Below are 25,999 nucleotides of genomic sequence, written 5' to 3'. Positions count from 1 at the left end.
TAGGTGCTTAAACTTAGGTGCTTAAAGTTTTTTGATTTAGTGTTTATTTTTTTCAACATCAGGTTTTTTATCAGCTTGCTGCTGACTATCGGCTAGCTTTTCATCATAATTAATGTAGGGTACTTTTTTAATCGCATAAAGCTTAAAAGCATGCCAGTAAATACGCGTTAACGAAGTCACATTCATCAATGGGTTTTTACGTAGGCTGTTGCGAATCATCCTCGCAGTCATTGGGACGCCTGACATCTTTATCCCTGTTTTTAACACCTTACCGCGCTCATCACTGATATCGATAGCAATACGAACTTGCAAGCCGTTATCTGGCTGGTTTTTTATCTTAACTTGCCAACGATATAGCTGGTCAATCGGATTAAAGGGTGAGACATGGAAGTCTTTATCGTGACAGAACTCAGTACTCTCCCCTGCTAATAAAAACCCATAATAATGCCGCTTATCCCATGGCGTATTAGACACCTCAGCCAATAAATGAGTCGGCGTCTGCTGCTTATCAAAACCCAAATAAAAATTGACGGGGCTAAAATAAATACCTGCATTGCGGCACACAACCATGCCAATGATATCGCCTGTTGGCTCACTACCTGTTTGTTCAGTAAATGCTTGGCTCAAACGATGATTAAGTGCTTGGATAGGATTTGAACGGCTATCGTCGTTTTCATTATTACTTAGGCTATTTGGTTGTTGTACATTTCGCCTTTGTGAATTTAACCCTTGTGAATTTAGTCCTTGTAAATAATCATCAGGACAGAATTGCTGCAAAGCTTTTTTCTTCGCTGAGAATAACGGTAGCTCTTTTAACCATCTATTTTTAACAACATTAGCCTTACCAAAAATGGCTATACCCACCTCAGGAAGTACCTGCCCCGCTGCCAACGCGCTGATATTGATGCCCCAATAACGATACGGGTAGGCAAATTTATGCACACTTGGTAGCAGGCGACTGTGCCATGTTGTCCCATGAAATAGCTGATGGGGTAAGCAACTGTCAGATAAACCGTCTTCAGTAGACACAGCTTTCTCCTTATTATTTACTTTAGTGCTCATTGGTTTTACACCCAAATAAACCGCGCTTTTTCTGTGGTTCGTAATCCTTATATGTTTCGTTATCGTTAATAGCAGACTGTAAATTCTCAACGTACTCAACCAACTCTTGATTAGTAGTGGCCATCGTGACCTTGCGTTTATTGAGTTTGCGCGGCTTGCTATCTGCTTTAACTGGCAAATCTCTATAGCGAAACGGCGTATGTGTACTATCGACATCAGGCAGATGGCTTGGATCAACCTCATCTTTTATATCAATGTCATGTCCTAATGCCTGACAGACACGCAGGCCGCTACGCACACCATCTTCATGAAAGCCATTGAACCAATACGCGCCGCAAAAATGGGTGTGCAGACCACTGCCCGAGATACTCGACCATTTGGTTTGCGCCTCAATCATTGCCTTATCAAAAACAGGGTGGCTATAATCAATCTGCTTAATAATTTGATTCTTATCCACCTTGTGATTAAGCGTCACCAAATAGTTATGCTTTTTGGTCAAGCGTTGCAAGATATTCATATGATAGGTCAATACTGGCTTTACTGCGGTTTGCTGCTCTTTAGCATTTTTAGTAGAGCTCTCAATAGAACCTTCATCCTCTATCAGGTAATTCCAACTGGCCCATGCCAAGGGCTTTTTAGGCAAAACGCTGCTATCGGTATGCAATACTGCGGTGTTTTTGGTAAAGCGGAAATGACTTAGCACCTCAGTTTCATCATAACCGGCATCTTGTAAAATCTTCAACGCGGTATCTGCATGACAAGCAAAAACAACTTCATCAAATATAAGGCTTTCAACCTCACCGTTGATATTGTTTTTATCCTGAAGCGTTAGTATCACTTTGTCTTTATCCTGTACGGCGTTACGAATAACTGACTGCACTGGGCAATTTACCTTTATCTTGCCGCCAGCTTTAACAAATCGAGTGACCAGTTTATTCACATACTGTTTTGAGCCGCCCTGAATCGTGAACCATTGCGGGCGATTGACCACATCGAGCAAGCCATGGTTATCAAAGAACTGGGCAAAAAACACCAATGGAAAATCTTCTACCTCGCCTATGCTGGTTGACCAAATAGCAGAAACCATTGGCAGCAGATAGTTATCCATAAAAAGCGTACTGTAGCTTTGTTTGCTGAGATAACTACCCAGTGTTTGCTCAGTGAATTTGCTGGTATCTTGTCCTTGCGCACGAGTTTCTTCATAATCCTGGCGTAGCTGTTTGATATGCTTATTGAACTGTAGGATATCTTTGATAAATTGCCAAAACTTTGGGTTGAGCACATTCTTTCGCTGCGACAATAAAGTATTGAGCGTATGACCATTGTATTCAAAATGACGCGCGGTATTTTTTACCGAAAAACTCATGTCTGTTGCTTGAAAAGGTACTTGCAGCTCATAAAGCAGACGAAAAAAATTGGGATAGGTGCGCTCATTGAAGACGATAAAGCCAGTATCTATCGCACTTCTCTCTACTTTACTAGGTTTCGCCTTTTTACCATCTTGTAATGTCACGTCGATGGTGTTTACATGACCGCCAATATAATCATTGGCTTCAAACACCGTCACCTCATGTTGCTTGACCAAATAATGCGCACAAGTTAAACCTGAAACGCCTGAACCGATAATGGCAATACGCTTTTTCTCTTGGACAACGCTAGGCTTTTTTGACACACTACTAGCCTCAGTAGAGGCGGCTTTTGCATTTTTACGTTTACGGCGGATAAACGACATAAAGGCGTTCCTTATTGTTTTTTTAAAGCGCTATTCTTTACTCTATTTTCGGAACTATCACGATTGGCTATTTTTATTGATTTTTTCACTGACCTGTTGCCAGATTAAATCTGGTAACGTCCCTAGCGCCTTTAATGGCAAGGTCAATTTTTTGGGAAATTCAATCACCTCATGACCGTGTTCAATACCATGACGAATGGCTTGACTTGCCTGTTTTGGGGTTTGTAAAAACGGCATCGGAAAGTCGTTTTGTTTGGTCATTGGCGTTTCAACAAAGCCGGGAACGACTAAGCTTACCGATACATCATGCGGTGCAAGACTAATCTGTAGGGTTTTCATTAAATAATGAATGGCGGCTTTTGAGCTGCCATAGGCTTCGGCACGAGCAAACGGCACATAAGCAGACGCCGAGCCAATACCGACCAAGCGACCCTTCGAGGCGATGAGCTTTGGTAATACTCCTTCGATAGCGTGCGATAACGTGCCCATATTTACTGACATGACTTTCATAAAGGCGGCGCTATCAAAGTTTGGCATATCCAGATACTCACACATGCCAGCACCGCAAATCGCCAAATCAACGTCAGCAATCTCATCAAATGCCTCTATCACTTTTTCTCGATCCATGAGGTCTAAGTCAATGGTTTCTGCGCCCAATGATTTAAGTTCAGCCAATGCATCATCATCGCGGCCAACGGCATAAACATGCTGGCCTTCGAGTAAATAGTCTTTTGCTAACTGCTTGCCAATACCAGACGTCGCTCCAGTAATGAGAATGTTTAATTTTCTGGTAGAATCTGTCATGATAAACGTCCTTTTAGTTATTATGAATTTTATTGAGTTTACAATTTATCTCATCTTTAAATCTTGATTATTGTTTTTATTTAACTATTTGCATTGACTGCATTTAATTAACGTATCATCCGTTTTATTTATAAAATCTAAACAATCATAGCGCAAGATTATCAGCCTATTGTTGTGGTTTCGCAATCAACCAGTGTTTCAAACTGCTCAATATTTGGTCATAGCGCGCATAGAACGGCTGTTTCTCTCGTTATTTTAAATTACGAGCTCTAATAAGTTACGAGCCCTATAAGACAGCGTAATAGCTGCATGCTACAATAAAGCCAAAAGCGCTTTTGGTTGAGCGTCAATTATCTCTAAAAAGGTTTAAAGTGGCAGGTTTTCAATCTGCCTGAACTGTTTTTAAACTGTCTGATACACATTCTGATAACATCTAAACGCTATATAGCGAATATTATATTTTACCCACCCCACTCCATAAGAAAGGATTTCTCATGAGCGAACTGCAACTGTCTGACCGCGTCAATAACATCAAACCATCTCCTACGCTAGCGATTACCAATAAAGCCACAGAGCTAAAAGCAGCAGGTAAAGATATCATCGGTTTGGGCGCTGGCGAACCTGATTTTGATACACCAGAACACATCAAAAAAGCGGCTATTGATGCCATTAATGATGGTTTTACCAAATACACCGCTGTCGATGGCACACCAGAACTCAAAAAAGCCATCATTAAAAAGTTCAAACGCGACAATGACATCAGCTATGAGCCAAATGAGGTTTTAGTATCGGTCGGCGGTAAACAATCATTCTTTAACCTTGCCCAAGCCTTTATCAACTCAGGTGATGAAGTTATCATTCCAGCACCTTATTGGGTCAGCTACCCTGACATGGTCAAAATCGCAGAAGGCGTGCCAGTCATCGTAAAATGTCCAGCTGAGCAAGACTTCAAAATCACTGCCGAGCAATTAGAAGCCGCTATCACCGATAAAACCAAAATGTTGGTACTGAATAGCCCATCGAATCCAACTGGCATGATCTATACCTTAGATGAGCTAACAGCCATCGCTGAAGTATTGAAAAAACATCCAAAAATCTACGTTGCCTCAGATGATATGTACGAGCACATTCGCTGGACAGGTGATAAATTCTATAATATCTTGAATGCAGCGCCTGAGCTGAAAGACCGCGCCATTATTTTGAATGGCGTCTCTAAGGCCTATGCGATGACCGGTTGGCGTATCGGTTATGCGGGTGGCCCTGCCAAATTGATCGGAGCGATGAAAAAAATACAATCGCAGTCCACTTCATGCCCCACGTCTATCAGCCAAGTCGCAGCAGAAGCCGCTATCGATGGCGACCAAAGCGTACTCGAGCCTATGGTAGAAGCTTTTGAAAAGCGTTGTGATTTGGTCGTTGATGGTTTAAATGCGATTAAAGGGATTACTTGCCTGCGTCCTGATGGCGCGTTTTATGTTTATCCTGACATCAAACCTTTAATTAAAGCGGCGGGTTTATCATCCTGTACTGAGTTCTCGGAATGGTTGCTCGATAAGGTTGGCGTGGCTGTTGTACCGGGTGATGCATTCGGTCTTGGCGGCTATATGCGTATCTCTTACGCTACTGATGAAGCCACACTAAAAGATGCTTTGTCACGTATCGAAAAGGCGGTTGTTGATTTGGACGTGGCTGAATAAGTCTTTAAAAAATCATTCTAAACAACCTCTCTATAACAAGACGCTCCATAATATTTATGTGGGCGTTTTTTTATTCACCTCGCCATTGCTAAATTTTTGGTGAAAAACCGCGGATTGTGTTATTAATACAATAATCTTTACTAATTATGCAAAAAAGGCTTGACGTATTTTTTATCTTTGCTAGAATACGCCCCACTTAGCAAGAACTCGTTAGAGACTTCTAAGGCTCGTTATAAGGTTTTAAACGCTTATAGCTTATTCTCCAATAGCTCAGTTGGTAGAGCAACGGACTGTTAATCCGTGTGTCCCTGGTTCGAGCCCAGGTTGGAGAGCCACATTTTAGTTGTAAATTTTTTGAATTATATTTAATTCAATTATGGCATTTGCCAAGACCCTCATCACTTTGATGGGGGTTTTTTTATGGCTGCTGTTTTTTTTCATTTGGAATGAATTTTTTTGGCTGGCAGTGTCTATGCAAACAGAAGCTGCGGAACCTATAGTCAGTGAAAAGTAAAATCGATACATCACGTACTGCAGGTACCGTTTTTTCTAGCTTGCTGTGCCTACGCAGACAGAGGCTACAAAAAAACTATACCAGCAGTATCGTAGCGTTTTTAAAGTATTTTAATTATATGTTTAAAAACAAACATCCCAGCAGCACGGTATTATTTTGCAAGTGGATTCGCGGTATGGTTATCAGCAAACGCTAGGGTAAAAATATTGAAATATGCGCTTGCTCTTTGTTTTCTTGAATAACATTGTCGTATGCCGAGAGCTGCTCATTTGAAAAGCTATTGGTAAACTGCCACATGGTGGCAAATATCACGGTCAATAACACTGCCATGACGGCAAGGATAACCCATAATGGCGTCTCGCTAGTAAGCGTGTGCTTGATTTGGTCAGGAATCGCCCAAAACGGTGAGAACGCGTTTTTATTGCCGCGTAGATGCTCAATCTCATCGCCCAAACGCGAGATAAGATAGCGAATTTTCTCTGGTGCTTCTAAACGATACTTACCTTGAAAGCCAAGCAGCATCGCATAATGATACACCTCTAAAGCAGGTAGGCGCTTCTCTCCTTGCTCACGCAAACCATCTAAACGCTCAAAGAACTCATTGCCCGCGATTTGCGAACCAAACAAATCCAGTTGCAAAGGATTCATCTCCCAAGCATCTTTTAGGGTTTGAAACTCTGGGTCCTGCGTGGTCATGATGGTCTCATCAATCAGCGCACAGTAAGCGTATTTTGCCTCATGAATGTCTTCTGACAAAAAACCTTTTTTGCGAGCATCAACTTCGAACTTGTCCAAAAATGCGTATATCTTTTGCCGAAAACTACGCGGCTCACTACTAAAATAATGATTACGCAGCAGGAATACCAAATAAAAGCCGTCATACATAATATCGACCAGCGACTGGCTGCTGATACGTTTATCCAGTCCCGCTGCTGAGACTTTTGATGCTACCTCACCCGAATCCAATAGTGAGGGCGCAGAGCCCACTGAATTATTCCCTGACATGATTGTTCCTAATGCTTATTGTTTCAAATACTATTTAGTGTCTATTGATCTTTCAACCTTAGCACCACTAGAGACGCGGCATAACTACTGTACGATGGCCATCAGCTCAATTTTTAAATCATCAAAGCCATTTGGTACATAAATACAAATAGATTCAGACTTTAGCATCTCGTCATACAGCTCACCTACTGGCTCGATGGTAAAGTAGCTAAAGCCTGGCCTCACCGGTATCGCGCTAGGTACTTGGGTGACGTGCGAAACAGGAGAGCCTGGCAGCGCTGAGAGAACACGTTTTTCTACTGAGTCAGGGGTCGCAACCTTGAAGCGGCGTGGCACGATGTCGATTAACTCGTGCATCGGTAGCGATGAGCTAACAGACAGATACAGCTGTGAGCCGCGCGTGATTTTGTCACTACTGAGATCACCTGTGTAGTAAGACGGTTTGGTCTGACGTAATGGGATTGAGATAAAGTTGCTGGCAATCACCGTATTGAGCAGCTCACGTATGATCGAGATAATACCGACAAACGATTCGTTGGCATTGTCATGATGATAAGAAGGCAAATCCCCTACTTTATATAATGAGCTAAAAGTAGCCAATTGACTGGCAACATTTAATAGCGCCTCATAAAGCCGCTCTGGGTGTAGTTTGGCATTATTATATAAATGGCTGATCTGAGAGTATGCGGTATTCAGCGTATGCAGCAGCCAAAAAGACGCAATATCTGAAGAGCGAAACTCTAACAAGTCATTGTTAGATTGACGATGATGGTCATACAATGAGGTGGACTTGGTATTAATCATGGTCATCAAACGATAGACTTGCCCAACGAGCGCAGCGTTACTGGTAATATGCACACTCGGGACGATATAATCATTATCGACTTGATAAACGCCTTGGGTGGTACGCACGAGCTTAGCGATCAATAAAGACACCGTATCTTGACTGGGCACTTGCGCAGAATGGCTTAATTGCAGACTTGGCGACAGCTTAATCACATCGATGACCGCTTCAGCGGCTTGACTATATAGGTCTTGCGCCTCAACAGCACCTTTGACATAGCGCGCTGGATTATCACTGTGATCCGTCTGAATATTACTGCCACCGCTATGGACAATTTCTAAGCTTAAAAATACAAAAACCTCATCGCCATTATCTTGAGTATCTAAGGTAACTGCTTTTGGCAATGCATCGGTGCGAGGTGCTTGGTATATTGTACCATCGGGCAATACTGCATAAATACTCTGAAAACTTAATAAATGACTTTCTAATAATTGCTCATCGATCTGAACCTCAGATACCCCATAAGCATAAGGGTGCGCCAGCATCATACTTAATGCTCGCTGCGAGTCATGATACGTGTCTTGAATTTGAAAATGCTGAGGACGCAAAAACAGCCCTTCGCCCCACAATACTCTATGTTTGCTCAAGACAATCTCCTACGAACAGCTGACTAATGGCTGCTGATAATATTTAAGTTTGGTACTAAATGTAGGCGCCAGCGCCGGGTCGATACCCTCAGTAATACTGACATCGCATGCACCTATATTCAGCGTAAATGGCGTATCAAAATTGAGACTGGCAAGTGGAATAAGAAACTGTGAGCGCTTTTTGGTATACCTTAACCCCACTTTAACGGCGATAAAACGTGCATCTTGTGGAATATTTACCGTCAGACTGGAATCACGATTTGGAATCACGCTGATTTCTTTGGCAGCCAATTCTTCAATATCACTGAACTCACTTTCTTCTTCTAAGAACGCAATATAAGCGGTGCTTGCTGTCCCTAGTTTGGCACGTCCAGCATTAGCGTTGGCAGCGGGTTTAATATGGAGTGTTATCTGCTGACGCGTTAGTTTTTCTTGTAGTGCTTGCTGCTCGGCACTCATGGTCGCAAGCTGCTGTTGCTGCTGCTCTAACTGCGCTTGCAAGCTTTGCAAATCGGCACTGTTTTTGCCACTACCAACGATATTACTCATGGCATTTCCAATAGGAGATTCGCCTGCCAGTGCCGACACCTTGTCATTTGATTTGCTCAATTTATCAGTGCTACATCCAGCGAGCACACCGCTTAGCAAACAACCAGTGGCTATTAATGCCATCGGCAATGTCATACATCTGTCCATATTTTAAATTTACCTTAAATCTTATTGTCATTATTGACTGGTCAAAATCTCTGCCATTTCTGGGCGACCAAGCACCCCTTTTTTACGCAGCTCGACATGGCCAAGATCCATCATACGCCAATCACCACCCCACACAAGTCCAGCAGATTTGGCTACTTTACCATATAATTTATAGCCTCGCATCGCCCAAGGATCCTTTTCACTGATGACAATCTTACCATTTCTAATAAAGGCACTATCGCCTGCCAAACCAAACTGATGATAGCTTTTATACGACCCCGCCTTGGTTACGTGAGAGCCTTTTCTGAGCAGCCTTGCTTGCCTTGCTGGGCTACGATAGCCTTCTAAAAGCACCATGTCATAGCCATACTGATCACTCATTACTTTATACACAGTCAACAGCCGTTGAACAAACTCTGAGTTCATTTTTTTCCAATTACGGTCAGCATTTTTGATATTGATATGGCCATTATTTAGATGTGAGGCCAGCATATCACCCGAATAACCCGTACTGTGATCTTGCGTATTTAGCTCAGACAAGTCAGGCTCAGGCAGCATCAGCGGTCTGCCAGCTTGAGGCACATTCGTTTGATTTTCAGGCCAATAGCCTTCCTCCGCTTTATCGGCCTGATAGCTTGCAACTTCGGCCTCTAACTCAGCGAACAACGCCTCAGGCGGCGCTGGCGGCGGTCTCAGGCGCTCTCCTATTAACAGCTGGCTGATTTGTGCGCTTGTAGTGCTGGGCCGCGTATCTTTTGCATGATACACCTCAAGTGAATGACTAGTAATCAAGGCATAACACAGCCCAGCCGTCGCCATGATAATCAACAGTGATAATGCCGATATCACTGGGAGTCGCGAAACATCTATTTTTGCAATAAACCGCCCAAACTGCTTGATACGATAACTAAATGGCTGCTTAGGTGGTTCTGTTGATGAATGCTTGGGTAATGAATGCTTAGTTCTGGGGCTGAATAATCGTTGAAAATAGATCGCAATCTTGCCCAATAATCGCGCGCACAGCTGCCGATCAAAGAGCATGACAATCATCATAATCGATAGCAACGTAAAGAAAGAAACGATCACATACATCATAAGACGATAAAACCAAAACGACGAAAAAAGACAAACAGGCGTTGGTAATTACTATTTTGTCAGTATTATATAGATAAAACATCTTCGTTGGAAATAAAGCCGACTTAATTATGCTATTTTCTTATTCTCCTGCCTTGGTTTTATTAATGCTGACGGGCTTTATACGAACGATTTATTATTAATATTGACTTAATAACGTGATAGACCTTATTAGTTCAGCTATTTATTAAAAAAATATAAAATTATCATTTCTACTTATTGTTGAATACGATCTTAGTAAAATAATATTAGTAAAATAAAGTCATTAAATTTAGTAGAAAGAACCTTGTAAATGCCATAGAATACTGCCTATAAATTTTGTAAACATAGTCATAAATACAATAAAAAACCAAACAAACAAGAGGTTTAAATAAGTGGGCGCAAAAAAAATACTGTCTTATGGCCGCTTTGTTGTCGTGATGCTCTTAGTGGCTTACCTGATTTTGGTCTGGATGTACTTTAAAGACAATGCTCGACAGCTTACCTCGTCCGGTTTGTTACTGTGGTTTGTTGCTATCCCCCTATTATTTGTTGGCGTTATCATGATGCTGTTGTGGTGGCAAAAAAGATTAAACAGCCAAGAAAGAGAAGCGTTAGATAGCACTGGGGCAAAATCTGATAAAAAAGCCCCCGTCAAACTGCCTGATACTTATCAGTTGTTTATCTATAGCCGTGTTTGTTTGCCCGAGGGGGATAGCTGGTCTGATGTGGTAGACAACGATGAAGACCTGACAGTATTAAGCGAAGATCTGATGGATATGGATGGGCTGCCAATACTGACCAAACCCATCGCCAGACTCACCGATGCTGCCTCCTTACCCTATGCTTACCTTTATGATGATTCTTTAGCAGACTCGGATTTTGATGATAACGAAGATACGCATACAGAGCACATGCCAGCGTTAAATGATGTAACTTTACGCTTATGCTCATTGGTTTATGAGCATCTTGCGTCAAGCGATGAGATATTGTATATCCTCGCCGAGCACTTCCATCAGTACCATAAAAATAACAATACCCAACCCAACTCAGCCATTGATGTCCATCCTGAGTGGCAGCAGCATTATTTAGCGAGCGCCAGTGAAGAAAACAGCCAACCAGATAATGAGTCAGCCAATGACTCAAGCAACGATGACACGCTTTCTGTCTCTGCAGGTACATCGCTCGCCAAGCTACCCATTTATTTGTGCCTCCCTGCCAGCGCCGACTCAGCGTTACTTATTGCAGCCATCAAAGAGCAACTAGCGACCTACGGTATTCCTGAAGCACTACTCTCTATTGAAGTCATTCCGACTGATGATGTCACTATAAAAAATAACGTAGAAGATAGTATAGAAGATAACGTTGAGCTTGATGGTAGTCATGGTATTCATGGACCTAGCAAGTTTATTAACCGATATCTGATCCCATTGTCTCAGTCATCCGCCCCTGAGCTTTGCTTAATGCTCATTGCTGACTCACAGATAAATGAAGAATGGTTAGATGCTCATATGTACTCAAACTCTGCTTTTAATGTCATTCCTACCGAAGCTGGTGCGCTGTTGGTGTTTTCTAATCAAGCGGCTCAAGATGTACTCAATATCGATTCCAGTGCCAGTATTTTATTGACTGAGATTTGCGCCCCAAGTCCTAAAGATAGTGACGTTAAAAACAACAATAAACGCAGCTATTTCCAACACCTAACGGCTATCAAAAATCTATTGATAAACAATAACCTCTCACTGTCACCGACCGATACGACCGCGCTAAAAACCACTGATAAACCGACAACAAAACCAAAAAAAGAATCGTCTGACATCAAAGACAAAACTAATAACAAGACTAATGTCTCTCTAGCAGATATGAGTATTACCACTATTTCAGACATTAATCCATTAAAACAACCTTATGACCTATCAACGTATATGAACTTTCTCGAAGCATTTATAGCAAAAGGCGCTCTAGTAAATGAACATCATTTAGGGCATTATATGCCATTAAATAATTGGTTATCACCGTTTATCAGCTTATCACTGTTTGTTAATATGGTGGAAAAAAATCAACAAGAGTCAGATGAGATATTTTTAGTTACCCAACATAAGCACTGCTCTATGCTTTGGTTAGCAGACTTTTCTCAGACGCCTGAATCATAGCTTTGACAACTCTTTATCGTTGTAAATACTCGCTTTATTATCTTAAGACCACACTAGGTAGCACGCATGTTTTCAAGGTTTTTTCATCTTATCTACAACCCAAGGGTATTATTAGCATTGGGTATCATAGTCGCTCTGGTCTTTTTGTATGACTATGTGAGCATCAAAACCTTTTTTATTATTGTTGGCATTTTAATCACATGCACGGTGTTGGGGCTGCTGACCTATTATCTGTGGAAAAAACGCAAGGCTGCTTCAGATGAGCTGGCAAATTTGGTCGAAGACAACGGCACTGAAAGTCAAAGTGAAGATAGCACGCACCTAGCAAAAGATGAAAACGCCCAAGAGGTGCAAGCGCTACGACAGCAAATGCAAGATGCCATTAAAACCATTCGCAAATCAAAGATAGGCGATCAAACCGGTAAGGCAGCATTATACGAGCTACCGTGGTATATGGTGATCGGTAATCCAGCGGCAGGCAAAAGCTCAGCAGTATTACACTCTGGCTTAAAATTTCCATTCATGGATCAAACCAATAAGCTATCCGTTAAAGGCGTTGGCGGTACACGTAATTGTGATTGGTTTTTCTCCACTGAAGGTATTTTACTCGATACCGCAGGACGCTACTCCGTTTATGAAGAAGATCGCTCAGAATGGTTGTCGTTTTTAAACTTGCTCAAAAAGAATCGACCTAAAGCACCGATTAACGGCATTATTATCGCGGTCAGTATCGCTGAGCTTACCAAAAACGACCCAAACTATGCCTTGGATTTGGCCAAAAACCTACGCAGTCGTGTGCAGGACTTAACCGAACAGTTAGAAGTCTATGCGCCTGTCTATGTGGTCTTTACCAAAATGGATTTGATTTCAGGCTTTCGTGACTTCTTTAATGACTATGAGCAAGAAGAGCGCAGCCAAGTATGGGGCGCGACCATTCCCTACCCCGAAGACCCAGAAGACATCAATATTACTGACGTATTCGAAGAGCATTTTGGCGTCTTAGTCAACGGTCTAAAAGATTTGAGCACTACTAAGCTATCTTTGCGTCATCAGCGCACCGTATCTCCCAGTCTCATGACCTTTCCCATGGAGTTTCAGTCATTACGTCCGATGATACGGACGCTGATGCATGCTTTATTTGAAGACAATCCTTTTCAATTTAAGCCCATATTGCGTGGATTTTACTTTACTAGCGCCTTGCAAGATGGCCAAGTTAGTAGCCAAATGACGTTGCAAATGGTACAAAATTACGATTTGCACCCACCAGCTATACCACTTAACGCCCAGCAGGAATCCGCTGACAAGCCTTACTTTTTACAAGACCTATTTTCCAAGGTTATTTTAAAAGACAAGCATCTGGTTAAGCAGCACAAAAATCGAAACAAACGCAGTCATCGCGCACTTGCTACCCTAGCTGCTGTTGTCACTTTGTGCACGGTTGTCGGATTGTGGACTTGGTCGTATGCCAATAATAAACAGCTCACTGAACGCGTCGTGGCCGACTTACAACAAGTCGCAGCGCTGCAAAAAAACTCTAATGGAGATCTACAGTCCCAGCTTGAGTCACTCAGTATTTTACAAAGTCGAATCGAGCAGCTCGAAGGCTATCAAGACGACAAGCCGCTGTCTCTGAGATTTGGCCTTTACCAAGGCGATAAACTGAAGCAAAAACTGTTAGCAGAATACTATAACGGTATCCGCATCATCGTCTTAACACCGACCAAACAAAACATCGAAACGTTTTTGACCGAAGTAAACACCAACGCCGACCAATTAGAAGTGCGTACAGAGGATTCGACCACTGACAACACCTCTGATGCTGCCGTTAATGATGCTTATATTCAGTCAGACCCTACGGACGTCGAAGATGCTTATAATGCGCTCAAAGCTTATCTCATGCTTGGCAATCATGACAATTTAGAGACCAGTCATTTAAGCGATCAGATGACCCGGTTTTGGCGTAACTGGCTCGACGCCAATCGCGCTGATATGCCACGTGACAAAATGATTCGCCAAGCTGAGCGTATCTTGAGTTTTACGTTGGCTCATGTCGGCGACCCCACTTTTCCATTGATTCAAAATGACTTAGGGTTGATAGACAAAACACGCGGTAATTTATCAAAAGTTAGCAAAGGCCAGCCTGCTCGTGAGCGTGTTTACTCTGAGATTAAAATGCGTTCATCGGCCCGTTTCCCATCTGTCACAGTCGCTCAAATCACCCAAGGTACAGCCAACGAAGCGCTACTTGGTAGCCATGTCATTTCAGGCACCTTTACCAAACAAGCGTGGGAGTCGTTCGTCAGTGATGAGATTGATAAAGCTGCCACTACTAGAATAGTCGCCGATGACTGGGTATTGGCAACCAGTAGCCAAGATGACCTCACCTTGACAGGTAGTCCTGAACAGATACGGCAGTATTTGGTCAGTCGCTATAAGCAAGAATATATCAGTGAATGGAAGCGGTTTTTATCTCAAGTTTATGTTCGCGATAGTAAAGACTTCGATGACCATGCGATCTTATTAAATCAGCTGTCTAATGCCACAGAATCACCGCTAAAAACATTATTTGAGACGGTCGATCGCCAAACTCAGTGGGATAACAAAGCGGCCAATCAAGCGGTTGGCAATGGCGGGGAATCTCGTCGTTCATTTGTGAATTGGTTTAAGCAAACCATTCTGCGTCAGAGCCCCGCTGAGCTGCGCCAAGCAGAAGCGACCATGAATAACGGTCGTAGTGCTAGTAACACCGCTGCTGTAGCACCAGCAAGCTCAGGTGTGATTGCTCAAGAATTCTCTTCTATACATGCTTTAGTAACGCCGCGAGAAGACAACCAAGACCTGTCATTATTAGACAATTATTTAGCAAGCTTAGGCGACATTAGAACGCGATTTAATAATATCGCTCGTAGTGATGATATCGGCCCTGATGCACTGTTGTTTGCCTCGCAAACCCTCAGCCCCGAAGGCTCAGAACTGACTAAATCTCTACAGATATTAGATGAGCAAATACTCAGCCAAGCCAATTCTGAAATTAAACAGCTGGTTCGCCCCTTATTAAGTGAGCCTTTGACACGCTCCTTCAATATGCTACTGACCCCCACTAAAGCAGAGATTAATAAAGTCTGGAAAGCACAAGTACATAAGCCTTTCCTAGATAATTTAGAAAAAAAGTATCCCTTTACCGCCAATGCTAACCTAGAGGCGACGCCTGCTGAGATTGGTCAATTCTTTGGCGAAGATGGCTACGTGGCGCGATTCGTCAACGAAACATTATCGCCCTTTATCATTCGCCGCGGTGATCAAATCTCCAGTAAAATCTGGAATGGCGCAGGCATAGGTCTTAACCCGAAATTTGTCGCTGATTTTGGGCGCTACTTTACCAATTATACTGGTAGTAATAGTACTGGTGGTGCTGGTAGTAGCGCGGCCAATCAAACCACCTTTCAAATCATGCCCTTACCCGTCAGCGGCTTGACCGAATATACGATTGTGGTCGATGGTCAACAGCTACGTTATCGCATGGGTAGCCAAGCTTGGACAACGTTTGTATGGCCCAATCCAAGCAGCCAGCCTGGCGCCAGTATACGAGCCAAGGATTATGATGGCAGAGACTTTACTGTCTTTGAGGAAGCAGGTAGCTTTGGTGTAGAACGCCTTATCAATAGTGCACGTCGTACTGAACTTGGCAATGATATCTTTGAGATGGCATGGTCAGGTGATGATGTCACTATCTCTGTGCGCTTTAGAATCATCAGTGGCAGTGGTAGCACCACCACCGATCAAGGGCGCTCAAACAATCCATTTACTGGTATGAAATTACCAGATGAGGTTATCGCTCTGGGCGTTACACGTACAGCAAGGCCAATTTCTGATAGTAATGCAGTCGATGGCGAGGCTCCTACTGCCAATACCGGTTCTGACACCAATCAGACAGTACCAACTGTCGAGCAAGATGCAACTAATGCTACGCCACCAGCCAATGCAACCACTGTAGCTCCTAGTACTAATAGCATTGCCAATAATGAGAGCCTTCTACAAGCGCAACCGCCTACTGATAACGCGACGACAACTAATGACAATTCAGCCGTCACTGAGCAGCAGGAGCAAACACCATGATTCCTGACTCCTTACCTTTAGTTTATTTTGGCAAACTGCCTGCTCGCGGCGACTTTGTACGGGCGCGTGCTCATATCTCAGAGACCAATGCCATTGACGAATGGGTCAGCCAAGCACTAGCGGTGTCGGAAAGCATATTTAGTGAAAGCCTCGTAGATAAAGAAAATTCCAATAACATCGCTTTTTTGAATTTCAGTCATATCGATACTAGATCTAATGAGATTATCACTGGTGTCCTCATTCCCAGCCATGATAGTAGCCATAGAAACTATCCACTGATAGGCTTTGGCGTGATTCATCTCGATAAACCAAAAAACTGGATGAAATATCTGCCCGTCAAGTCAGCAGCGCTTTGGGATGACACTTATGAAATCTTAAGCATGGCCAAGTCCAAAACTGACAACGCCGATCTTATGGAGTATCTCAATGATAGCCAGCTCACCATCAATAACAACGCCAGCACTCACTATTACGACTTTATCAACACCACTACGTTGCATGATATAGCGGTATTAATGAACATCGACAAATCGCAACTGATACAGCAAGTCATCGCCACTGGCTTATTATTTTTGCCTACCTTTACCAAGGGTTTTAACGGTTTAAATAAGGCCATCTGTTGGTCACTCACCTCTGATAGAGAAAGCTCGATACACATGGCGACCTTTTGGCACGATCTCATCAATGGTTTTTATCAGCCGCATCAGCTCTCCCTGAATACTTACTTATACCGCGTTGCTAATTGCTATCGCCTGTTATTGAGTTTCAACAAACCCGATGGACGTATACTCGAGCAAATATCAGAAAGTGAAAAAACTTATCCTGAAGATTGGGTGGTCATCGCTAATAGCGACTGGACAAAAGGCTATATCGATGAAGATATTGGGCTGACCCGTTTCAATAAAGTATTGTTACAAGATAACTTATACCTGTATGATACTAGGCAATTGTTTAAAAAGACCTTTTTGGCACAGTAGTGGTTCATAATATAGTCAGTGAGAAGTAATATCGCTACATCACGCACTGCAGGTACCGTTTTTTCTAGCTTGCTGTGCCTACGCAGACAGAGGCTACAAAAAAACCATACCCGCAGTATCGTAGCGTTTTTAAAGTATTTTAACTATAACTACTGATTCATAATAGCTAATAGTAATCGCCATGCATCATATCTTTGCCACTAGTCACCGCTCAATAATATCAAGATTAAAAAGGTACTTGAATGAAAGTCCTCTCCAAAATATCCAAACCTAGGCCAACAAATCGCATGAAAAACCTGCTATTAGCCGTCGCTATGACCCTTCCTATCAGCGCCGTTGTCTTTGCAGCACATAACGATGCTCATGTGACCAATGACGCACAAAATATCCCCGTGGTCATCAAAGGTGTGGTCGCCACTAGCTCGGACAAGCAGCAACTCCTGGAAAAGCTCAAAGCGCAATACCCTAATAAACCAGTTCGAGATGAAATTGAAGTGCGCTCAAGCATTAATATACCCACCAACTGGCAACAGATAGCCACGACTATCATCGACAGCGATATCTCTAACATTCGCCAAGGGCGTATTGATATTCATGGTACGACCATTAGCTTACATGGCAAAGTCAGCAGCATTGAACAAAAACAAGCCATTCAAAACCGTATTCACTCACGGCTAACCGATCTCTATCAATTAGAAAACCAGCTGGTCGTAGTAGAAGAGGAACAACGCCTCATTGATGATACTTTGGGCGATCGTATCGTCGAGTTCGAATCTGGCAGTGCTAACTTGACGCCAACGGGTCTGGGCATCTTAGACGATATCGCAGGCGTATTACAGGGCCTCGGTAATAAGGCAGTCACCATCACGGGCCATACTGATAATGTTGGCAATCCTACTGCCAACCTAGCCCTATCAAATGAGCGTGCAGAAGCGGTCAAAAAATACCTGATAGATCAAAATATACATGCGGCGCGGTTCAGTACCACTGGTAAAGGGGACACTGACCCCATCGCTAGTAACGATGACGAAGAAGGACGCACCCGTAACCGCCGTATCGAATTTACCCTTAACTAATAACATCACTATGTATGATGATAACGGCAAATAATCATCAATCGTCACCTGCTGATAGTTGTCATGAAATTGCTCAAAGAGATGCCATTGCTCAAAGAATAGGGATATGACTATGTTACGCTTGACCAATACCGTGCTGCCCATGCATCCAGATCGGCTTTATGCTAGCGAAGGTAGCACTCAAGCGCCCTATTCGAGCGCGCGCCAAGATATCGATGCTTATCGATTGTGGCAAGATAAGCTCATGCATAGCTTTGATGAAGCCGACATTATTGCTCAACTAAATCCCAATGGTAATCGCCAACATCAGCAGCACGGTATCGATATCTATGTGCTGCACGTTTATATCCATGAGCGGCATCATCCACCCTTTACGCCACTAACCTCTCTCATCGGTAGCCCTTTAACCTTGAGCTTTGACACTCCACGTGGCCTAAGCTTTCGTCACCTGTATATAACAGCGGTACATCAGCTAGACCATGATGGCAGCTACGGTTATTATCGTCTGCTCGCCCAGCCCATCAATTATCGCTTGCATCAGCATTTACGCAGTCATATTGATACTGATGTGACCGTACAAGCGATGGTAGCAGAGCGCACGGCTGCACTTGAGATAGAAATAATTGATGATAGTAGCAGCGATGAAGGTGGTGCTAGCTGGGCACCAGCGCGCATGACCCAATGGCAAATAAGCGACTGGACACATATCTGCGAGCGGCTCGCGCGTCAAGGGCTGACGGCTTACTTACGCCATGAGCAAACGGACGAGCACAGTCCACCAAAGCTTATTATTACATCGCATAGTCCAAGCGATAGCGATGGTATCAGCGTGAACATTGGCGCATTACGCTATCAACAAGTGTTACACGACCGTGTCCATGCGCCCATATTGGCATTGAGTGAGCAGGTCATCACCCAACCAAATTCAGTAACGATGCAGCGCTTCAATAGCGCCAGCGTCGCACAGCCAACCCAGTCCGCTGACGTTGCGATGAGCAGTAATACTGATGAAGAAAGCAGCCATGCCAATAACCACACACTCACATTAGATACGCCCGCTGCTTTTGCGCCAGTAACCGATACTGAAACCATAGATGAAGCGGCTATCGCAGCAGACAGTCATCAAAGTCAGTACAGCGTCTATCATGCCCTTGCCCATGCTACTGACCTAAACGTTGCTGATACCTTTATACTTGTCGATCACAGTGCGCTCAATCAGCACTACCGCACTACCCATATCGTGCATCTGGCACGCAATAGTCTGGCACATGTGACAGGGCTAACCCAAAGCTCACGCCACCAACAGCGTCATGCGTCAAGTCTAGAATCTGGCATTCATTTAACTCAACTGCGCCTCATTACCGCTGATACCCCGTGGGTCAGTCCTCTATACAGCAGACGTGCTCTCCCACCAATGACAGGGATTACAAACAGCCAAAGCGACACAGACAGCCGCAATCATATGACGCCGACCAAAAACTACTTACTGGATAGCCCAGCCCAGCCTATCAGTCGATTAGAAGCACAAGCGGGTGCTAACTATGGCACACACTTTACCCATAGAGCAGATGATCAAACCCTGATGCAGTCTATCGGTGATAGCGAGCATTTGATCAATACTGGCAGTCTGTTGTCATCGACTCGCCCTAGCCTATTTACCACAGACAACGAACAAGCGATTGAGAGTGGTTATCGCAACACCGACAACGGCTTATCAGAATGGGTCACTGATCACCGCAGCGAACAAGCGTACTCACAGCTCAACGTCGATGATGGACAAGTCACTGCCAGCATAAAAATGGGGGTTATCAATCCATTAGACACCGCCAAACGTCAAGGCATCAATGCGGCCACTAACGCCCAAATTAATATCAAATCAGGTGAAGCACTTGTCCTCTCCACTCAACCGCAAACTCATGCACAATCAGGACAGCACAACTACCAGCACTACACTCCAACTCTGACCCAAACCAGCCTTGGCGGTCAGCACTTAGCAGAACGCTTAACGCAACTGGCCACGGGACTTGGTAGACAAGTCAATGACCATAACGCGATTAAAACGCAACTTGAAACTATCGCCGAAGAACAGCAAACCAATACTCATCAAACCAATCCCTATACCCTGATAGACAGCGCAGCAGACAGCAGCTATGTCGGTACTGATACCCTGATTCACAGAAGCATGGGTGAGATGATTAATACTACGCAAACGGACATGATGATCAGTAGTGGCGGTAGTCATCATCAAGTCAGTAGCGAGTCACTGAATATAATAGCCGATGGTCAGTTTAGTATGACCAATGCCAAAGACAACATCACCCTCTCCGCCCATACGGGTAAGCTTGAAGCTACTGCTAAGCAAGATGTAAACATCGCCTCTTCGACTAAAGCCGTTGAAGTAGTAGCGACGAATAAGATTACGCTGACGGCTGGTGGGGCGAGTATTATGCTTGATGGCGGTGATATTACAATCACTGCTAAGCAGTTTACGGAGAAGGCAGGGAAACATAGTAAGGCTGGAGGCGGAACGGATGGGATGGGATTGGCGGGGTTGCCTAGCATCATTCCTGATAAAAAGACGCTAATGGATGGCGTTTATAGTTTGGCATATCAGTTTTTGGATGACGATGATGTGCCTTATGCAAATATTTTATATACCGCTGTTAATACAAAAACAGGCGAAGAATTCAAAGGCGTCACTAATGAAGACGGATGGTCAGAACGTTTTCACTCGAATAGTGAGGATGAGATTGAGGTACATTTAGAGCTTGATTGGCAGAATGATGAATTAAAAGGTGCAGAATAATGAGTAAAAACTCTAATGGTACTACTGGTCCTTCTGATCCTTTTAAAGTGCTTAGGATCAGCCGTCGTGAGTTTACGGTTCATTTTAGGCAGCCAAATGACATGGCTGGGCGTTATGGCTTTGACTATCCTAGAGATGCTGATAGGTATCCAATAGAAGAGGTAACAGAACCCACAACAGGTAAACGTACTCATAAAGCATTATTTATAGGTAATATTTCTAACTTTAAAGATATTTACCTTAAAGATGCTATGTACTCGCCATCATTACATAAATACAACTATTTACCTGCATGGTTGGTTATCTTCCCATATACAACCAACAGTGTTTATAGAGGTGGCTCATCTATGCACAAAGGTGGAGTAAAACTAGATATTGAGCTTCAGCAACTAATTGGGGACACCTCTAAACTATCAGCCAGTAAATATACGAAGCTAGAGTTTGTATCTTCGAATCCAAGTAAACTTACTGTTTCGCCTTCAAGTATTTCAATTAAAGACTTTATCAATCGAGGACATAAAACCACCATAGTTGATAATGCTAATAAGAAAACTCGGAAGGATTATATTCTTAAAAGAGCAGTATTGGTTAAGGGGGTAAAGAACCAACTACTTAGCAAACATGAAAGTATCGCTGTTTACGCTATTTCTGCTAACTCTAAAGACTTAGTAGGAGAGTTGATGGTACATAAAAACAATCAGACATACAAAGCTGATTTAGTATTGGTACCTACTAAAACATCTACCGGTATAAATAAAAAATCCTTAGAATCTATAGAGTGGTATTTAAAATACAAATCATTCAACCAAGCACTTATAAGAGCAGAGATTAAAACTGAAGAGCACTTCGATTTGAATAAATTTGATGCCGACACACATATAAAGTCTTATATAAGGCATGCAAAGACAAATAGCCATACTCCAGAATCAGTAAGTGACGGAATTATGAGAGCGTATGATAAATATGGACTGCGAAAGCATAAAGATAAAAAAGGTAATACCTTATCTATTAATCAAAAAGGTCATAAAAAGACTTATATCTTTCTATTAGATTTTGATGTAAAAGACTTGTACGGTAAAGCACCTGCTGATTTTTCTACTGGACAATTTGCAACAGGTAATGTTGCGCTCGTTTTAAAATCAGGTTTAGACGATTACGAGACATTAGTTCATGAAGTCGCCCATAGTCTAGGAGTACCACACGTATTTGAGCCTAATCTTGCTAACCAATATAAATTCTACCAAGGGTTTAGTGATAAAGTAATGGATTATAAATGGAAACTTGGTACTAGAGATGATAACCCAAATTCGCTTATTTCTTTTACAAAGTATCAATGGTATCTAATGCAAAAAGATCCCAGTGTATACAAACTATAAGAGGTCTATATGAAAACAATAAAGCTCGCACTTACTCTAGTGATTACTACATTACTTGCTGCCTGTGACGCCACCTCTTCTGACTCACTCACTCTCGATTCAGGTAAAGCAGTCAAATCTACTGTGCAACTGGATGAAAAGAGCAGCGCTGAGAGCGTATCATCCTCTAATATTGAAACCCAAATCCAAGAGGGTTTCAATACAACAGACCCGGTTCCTTTCATAACAAAAACCCCCGCAAAGCAAGCCCGGGAACCATTTTTTTTACCTGAAGAGAACGTAAAAAATATTAAAAATTTCTTTTTTAACAACTACAATGAAAACCAAATAAAAAACAAACAATATGATGAAACGGCATATGGTTTTTTTGGTGTCATTCAATATAATGATGGCACTATCTTAGATTACTCTTTGGATAAAGTGAATAATAAATATTTTGTAAAGATGTCTAATTTAAGAGGTAATTATCAATTACGCAATTCGTTTAATAACATCCATAAAGATACCGTATATAAAATGTTAGACATAAGCGGAGTAGATGACCCTGAAATATTTTTCCAAGAGCTCATAAGTAGCCCTAAGATTACTAAATACAAAGGATGTACTGTACAACAAAAGCAATCGAAGTATGCGATGGTAGACTTGACATCATGTGAATTTGACAATATAGCAGAATTAAATTTGTATTAACCTAACTCTTAGAATAAGGCAACATCATGCCAAGTTACCTAATCAATAATTAGGGTGAAGTGATTTGGCAGTTTGATAGTAAAAAAGGATAAGGATATAGCATCCTATTACCAAAGCAACTAAGGCAACTAAGGCAACTAAGGCAACTAAGGCAAGTTTAGTACTATGTTTAAACGAATTTTCACTACTCTTATTTGCTTTAGCTTTCTTTTTTTAACTACTGCCTGCCAAGCAGAAAAAGAGAGCACTATGCCTAATAAACCGTTAGAAATTTCTTTAAATGTGACTGCTCAAGATTTATATAACACTAACCCTGAATATAAAGCTTTTCAAGAAGGCGACGCTCAACCTATGGGCGTTACTTTCCAAGGTTACGATTTTCCAAGATATAAAGAGCCTACTGCCATTATTAAATACTCTAATGGTGAACTCTCTATCAATGGTGTTATGTCAGTCTTAGCTTACGAGGATAATAAGCAAGAAAACTATAAACTCTCTAAAATCAATCTTAGTTTTTTATTCAACCATAAAGTCAGCGGCATATCAGACGAAGATGCTTACAAAAAAATGATGTCTTTCTTTAAAGAGCTACAAGATAAAGGTTGGACACATGCTAAAACTTTAAGTGAACCCAGATTGACTCCTGAAGAGAGTTTTATATTTGCTACCACAGAAGACGGAAATACTTTCAGCCTTAACTATACTTATCCATTAAGTTTTGAACAATGGATGCAGCTTGATGATCTACAAACATGGCAGCTTCGACATGGTACAGATGTATTTATGAATATCAGAATGAATAGACAAACAGATCCATCCACGGGTAAGCGTCACTACCTGATTAGTTTAGAAGTTTTCAATGAAGTAGAGCTACTACAACAAATCGTTCCGAATGATTATGATGAGCCTTTGACTAAAGAATATAGTAAGCTTTATGGCGAATTACCTGAATTCAGACTCTTCTCCGAAACCGCTGCCACAAAAATGGGTCTAAAAATCCAACAAGATCAACCTGACTATACCCTACCACTCGTACTTAAAGAGACAGGCATCGATACCAGCAAGTTTGTTTCTATTGACCCTTACAAAATCACTTATGAAGAGTTTATGCAGCGTCAAGAGGCGGGCGAAGACATGACGCCTTACTATGAAAATAAAACCAAACCCAATAAACCTGAAATTACCAGTCAAGCCAAAGGACGTTGCCCTGCCAATCAGCCCTGTCCTAAATCAGGCTACTGGTTCACACAAGCAAAATCTGACCGTCGTGCTTACTTTAAGCAAGGCGACATCATGCCAGACTATCCAAACAATAACTGGGGTGAAGTGATTTGGCAGTTTGACGGTTTGACGGTTTGACGGTTTGACGGTTTGACGGTGAAAAAGGGTAGTTTTTAATATTTCGATCTAAGCCACCTTCGGGTGGTTTTTTATATTCATTATTTTCCACTCAACCACAAACCAACGCACAATCTGGACAGCATAACTATCAACAGCATACCCCGACTCTGACTCAAACTGGTCTAGGTGGTCAGCATCTAGCAGAGCGACTAACGCAACTGGCAACAGGACTTGGCAGACAAGTCAATGACCATAACGCGATTAAAACGCAACTTGAGACTATCGCAGAGGAACAGCAAACCAAGACTCATCAAACCACACCATTCACGCTGATCGATAGTGCAGCAGACACAAGCTATGTCAGTGACAATACGCTGATTCACAGAACTATGGGTGAGATGATCACCACCACTCAGCAAGATATGAATATCAGTAGTGGCGATAGTCATAGCCAAATCAGTAGTGAGTCACTCAATATAATAGCCGATGGTCAATTTAGTATGACCAATGCTAAGGACAACATCACCCTCTCCGCCCATACAGGAAAACTGGAAGCCACGGCTAAGCAGGATGTGAACATCGCCTCCTCGACTAAAGCCGTTGAAGTGGTAGCAACGAATAAAATTACCCTGACCGCTGGTGGTGCGAGTATTACTTTAGATGGCGCTAATATTACGATAGCGGCAAAGCAGTTTACGGAGAGGGCGGGTAAGCATAGTAAGGCTGGAGGCGGTGTAGATGGGCTGGGATTGGCGGGGTTGCCCAGCTTAATAGCTGGTGCAATGTACAAAGCACAGTTTAGATTTGCTGACGATGATGATATCGCCTACACCAACACCCCATATATTGCTATTAATGAGAATACAAAAGAGACGTTTGAAGGAATAACTGACGCTGAGGGGAATACTGAGACGTTCTATAGCTCTGATCCTGATGAAATTAAGGCTCATTTGAAACTAGACAATCACACTGCTCAATTCAGATTCGCTGACGATAATGATATTCCCTATAGTTTCGTTGATTATATTGCGCAGGCTGAAATAACGGGGGAAGTGTTTGAAGGTACGACTGACTTTAAGGGTTACACTGAAACTATACGTACCTCCATTAAACAAGAAATTAAGTTTCATTTGTTGAACGTTAATAGTGAGGAGAGTAAGTAATGGGCGTTCCTACAGGTGCATCAACAGCATCACAAAAATAGAGGCTAATTACAATAGCTATAGAATCTGGAAGATTTGGAGTGACACAGGCTAGCGTTGAACCGCTTGTGAAAGAAGTCAATATTAAAGATAGTGGCGAATTAATAGTTATAGAAAAGTTTGTAGAGAGATTCAAGTCAGGAATTACTCAATTATAGTCACTGCACTACAAAAGAGTTATAATTTGGATGAATATCATAAAACAATT

Annotated in this window: 18 protein-coding genes and 1 tRNA gene; 11 read left to right on the top strand and 8 right to left on the bottom strand. The window is 42.5% G+C overall.

All coding sequences use genetic code 11. The annotated features are described in order from the left end of the window. Positions 1-36 precede the first annotated feature (36 nt). From EI161_RS04465 to EI161_RS04455, 3 genes are read right to left on the bottom strand one after another with little or no spacing between them, the layout of a single operon-like run. Positions 37-1,029 carry a DUF1365 domain-containing protein gene (locus tag EI161_RS04465; RefSeq protein ID WP_318779361.1) on the bottom strand — a complete coding sequence of 331 codons (993 nt, stop codon included), beginning with the start codon at positions 1,027-1,029 and terminating at the stop codon, positions 37-39. Positions 1,030-1,051: 22 nt separating this feature from the next. After that, positions 1,052-2,794 carry an NAD(P)/FAD-dependent oxidoreductase gene (locus EI161_RS04460; RefSeq protein ID WP_192529073.1) on the bottom strand — a complete coding sequence of 581 codons (1,743 nt, stop codon included), beginning with the start codon at positions 2,792-2,794 and terminating at the stop codon, positions 1,052-1,054. Positions 2,795-2,851: 57 nt separating this feature from the next. Beyond that, positions 2,852-3,598 carry an SDR family NAD(P)-dependent oxidoreductase gene (locus EI161_RS04455; RefSeq protein ID WP_192529072.1) on the bottom strand — a complete coding sequence of 249 codons (747 nt, stop codon included), beginning with the start codon at positions 3,596-3,598 and terminating at the stop codon, positions 2,852-2,854. Positions 3,599-4,092: 494 nt separating this feature from the next. On the opposite strand from EI161_RS04455, the gene EI161_RS04450 reads away from it, so the two are divergent. Both EI161_RS04450 and EI161_RS04445 read left to right on the top strand, forming a co-directional pair. Further along, the gene (locus EI161_RS04450) at positions 4,093-5,295 is read left to right on the top strand and encodes a pyridoxal phosphate-dependent aminotransferase (RefSeq protein WP_192529071.1); all 1,203 of its coding nucleotides are present in this window, start codon (positions 4,093-4,095) and stop codon (positions 5,293-5,295) included. 259 nt (positions 5,296-5,554) lie between these two features. After that, positions 5,555-5,630 (top strand) — tRNA-Asn (locus EI161_RS04445). A gap of 371 nt (positions 5,631-6,001) precedes the next feature. Here EI161_RS04445 and icmH read toward each other — a convergent pair. From icmH to EI161_RS04425, 4 genes are all read right to left on the bottom strand, one after another. After that, a complete protein-coding gene (icmH, locus tag EI161_RS04440; protein ID WP_192529070.1) occupies positions 6,002-6,814 on the bottom strand; it encodes a type IVB secretion system protein IcmH/DotU in 813 nt (270 codons plus the stop codon). Between the two features lie 84 nt (positions 6,815-6,898). Further along, positions 6,899-8,245, bottom strand: coding sequence for a type VI secretion system baseplate subunit TssK (tssK, locus tag EI161_RS04435; protein ID WP_192529069.1), 1,347 nt, complete (start codon positions 8,243-8,245; stop codon positions 6,899-6,901). A gap of 9 nt (positions 8,246-8,254) precedes the next feature. Continuing rightward, positions 8,255-8,929 (bottom strand): hypothetical protein, encoded by a 675-nt coding sequence (locus EI161_RS04430; protein WP_192529068.1) that lies wholly within the window; start codon positions 8,927-8,929, stop codon positions 8,255-8,257. Between the two features lie 42 nt (positions 8,930-8,971). Beyond that, positions 8,972-10,036 carry a M15 family metallopeptidase gene (locus tag EI161_RS04425; RefSeq protein WP_225735220.1) on the bottom strand — a complete coding sequence of 355 codons (1,065 nt, stop codon included), beginning with the start codon at positions 10,034-10,036 and terminating at the stop codon, positions 8,972-8,974. 413 nt (positions 10,037-10,449) lie between these two features. On the opposite strand from EI161_RS04425, the gene EI161_RS04420 reads away from it, so the two are divergent. From EI161_RS04420 to EI161_RS04385, 8 genes are all read left to right on the top strand, one after another. Then, positions 10,450-12,207, top strand: coding sequence for a hypothetical protein (locus EI161_RS04420; RefSeq protein ID WP_192529067.1), 1,758 nt, complete (start codon positions 10,450-10,452; stop codon positions 12,205-12,207). 66 nt (positions 12,208-12,273) lie between these two features. Then, positions 12,274-16,323 carry a type VI secretion system membrane subunit TssM gene (gene tssM, locus EI161_RS04415; protein ID WP_192529066.1) on the top strand — a complete coding sequence of 1,350 codons (4,050 nt, stop codon included), beginning with the start codon at positions 12,274-12,276 and terminating at the stop codon, positions 16,321-16,323. Next, positions 16,320-17,300 carry a type VI secretion system-associated protein TagF gene (tagF, locus tag EI161_RS04410; protein ID WP_192529065.1) on the top strand — a complete coding sequence of 327 codons (981 nt, stop codon included), beginning with the start codon at positions 16,320-16,322 and terminating at the stop codon, positions 17,298-17,300. The genes tssM and tagF overlap by 4 nt, the downstream gene beginning before the upstream one ends. 287 nt (positions 17,301-17,587) lie before the next feature. Continuing rightward, positions 17,588-18,376, top strand: coding sequence for an OmpA family protein (locus EI161_RS04405; protein WP_192529064.1), 789 nt, complete (start codon positions 17,588-17,590; stop codon positions 18,374-18,376). Between the two features lie 106 nt (positions 18,377-18,482). Then, positions 18,483-21,182 carry a DUF2345 domain-containing protein gene (locus EI161_RS04400; RefSeq protein ID WP_192529063.1) on the top strand — a complete coding sequence of 900 codons (2,700 nt, stop codon included), beginning with the start codon at positions 18,483-18,485 and terminating at the stop codon, positions 21,180-21,182. Next, a complete protein-coding gene (locus EI161_RS04395) occupies positions 21,182-22,558 on the top strand; it encodes a hypothetical protein (RefSeq protein WP_192529062.1) in 1,377 nt (458 codons plus the stop codon). Before EI161_RS04400 ends, EI161_RS04395 begins: the two co-directional genes overlap by 1 nt. Before the next feature lie 9 nt (positions 22,559-22,567). Next, complete coding sequence (locus EI161_RS04390; RefSeq protein ID WP_192529061.1) at positions 22,568-23,248, top strand: hypothetical protein; 681 nt, start codon at positions 22,568-22,570, stop codon at positions 23,246-23,248. 249 nt (positions 23,249-23,497) lie between these two features. Then, positions 23,498-24,607 carry a hypothetical protein gene (locus tag EI161_RS04385; RefSeq protein WP_192529060.1) on the top strand — a complete coding sequence of 370 codons (1,110 nt, stop codon included), beginning with the start codon at positions 23,498-23,500 and terminating at the stop codon, positions 24,605-24,607. 191 nt (positions 24,608-24,798) lie between these two features. On the opposite strand, the gene EI161_RS14945 is transcribed toward EI161_RS04385, so the two are convergent. Beyond that, positions 24,799-25,038: a hypothetical protein gene (locus EI161_RS14945; protein ID WP_263973706.1), complete on the bottom strand. Its 240-nt coding sequence runs from the start codon at positions 25,036-25,038 to the stop codon at positions 24,799-24,801. Between EI161_RS14945 and EI161_RS04380 the strand changes: the two genes are divergently transcribed. Further along, the gene (locus tag EI161_RS04380) at positions 24,922-25,752 is read left to right on the top strand and encodes a DUF2345 domain-containing protein (protein ID WP_318779362.1); all 831 of its coding nucleotides are present in this window, start codon (positions 24,922-24,924) and stop codon (positions 25,750-25,752) included. The genes EI161_RS14945 and EI161_RS04380 overlap by 117 nt on opposite strands. The last annotated feature ends 247 nt before the right edge of the window (positions 25,753-25,999 follow it).

Origin of the sequence: Psychrobacter sp. FME5 (assembly GCF_014861375.1) — a bacterium.
Lineage (GTDB): Bacteria > Pseudomonadota > Gammaproteobacteria > Pseudomonadales > Moraxellaceae > Psychrobacter.
Note: the sequence above shows the minus strand (reverse complement) of the source record. Positions and strands in the feature narration are given on the sequence as shown.

Coding starts and splice junctions, on each gene's coding strand:
- EI161_RS04450 (WP_192529071.1), top strand. CDS start 4,093: ATGAGCGAACTGCAACTGTCTGACCGCGTCAATAACATCAAACCATCT.
- tssM (WP_192529066.1), top strand. CDS start 12,274: ATGTTTTCAAGGTTTTTTCATCTTATCTACAACCCAAGGGTATTATTA.
- EI161_RS04390 (WP_192529061.1), top strand. CDS start 22,568: ATGAAAACAATAAAGCTCGCACTTACTCTAGTGATTACTACATTACTT.
- EI161_RS04385 (WP_192529060.1), top strand. CDS start 23,498: ATGCCTAATAAACCGTTAGAAATTTCTTTAAATGTGACTGCTCAAGAT.
- EI161_RS04405 (WP_192529064.1), top strand. CDS start 17,588: ATGAAAAACCTGCTATTAGCCGTCGCTATGACCCTTCCTATCAGCGCC.
- tagF (WP_192529065.1), top strand. CDS start 16,320: ATGATTCCTGACTCCTTACCTTTAGTTTATTTTGGCAAACTGCCTGCT.
- EI161_RS04425 (WP_225735220.1), bottom strand. CDS start 10,036: ATGATGTATGTGATCGTTTCTTTCTTTACGTTGCTATCGATTATGATG.
- EI161_RS04455 (WP_192529072.1), bottom strand. CDS start 3,598: ATGACAGATTCTACCAGAAAATTAAACATTCTCATTACTGGAGCGACG.
- EI161_RS14945 (WP_263973706.1), bottom strand. CDS start 25,038: ATGACTATCGCCACTACTGATATTCATATCTTGCTGAGTGGTGGTGAT.
- EI161_RS04400 (WP_192529063.1), top strand. CDS start 18,483: ATGACTATGTTACGCTTGACCAATACCGTGCTGCCCATGCATCCAGAT.
- EI161_RS04460 (WP_192529073.1), bottom strand. CDS start 2,794: ATGTCGTTTATCCGCCGTAAACGTAAAAATGCAAAAGCCGCCTCTACT.
- EI161_RS04430 (WP_192529068.1), bottom strand. CDS start 8,929: ATGACATTGCCGATGGCATTAATAGCCACTGGTTGTTTGCTAAGCGGT.
- icmH (WP_192529070.1), bottom strand. CDS start 6,814: ATGTCAGGGAATAATTCAGTGGGCTCTGCGCCCTCACTATTGGATTCG.
- EI161_RS04395 (WP_192529062.1), top strand. CDS start 21,182: ATGAGTAAAAACTCTAATGGTACTACTGGTCCTTCTGATCCTTTTAAA.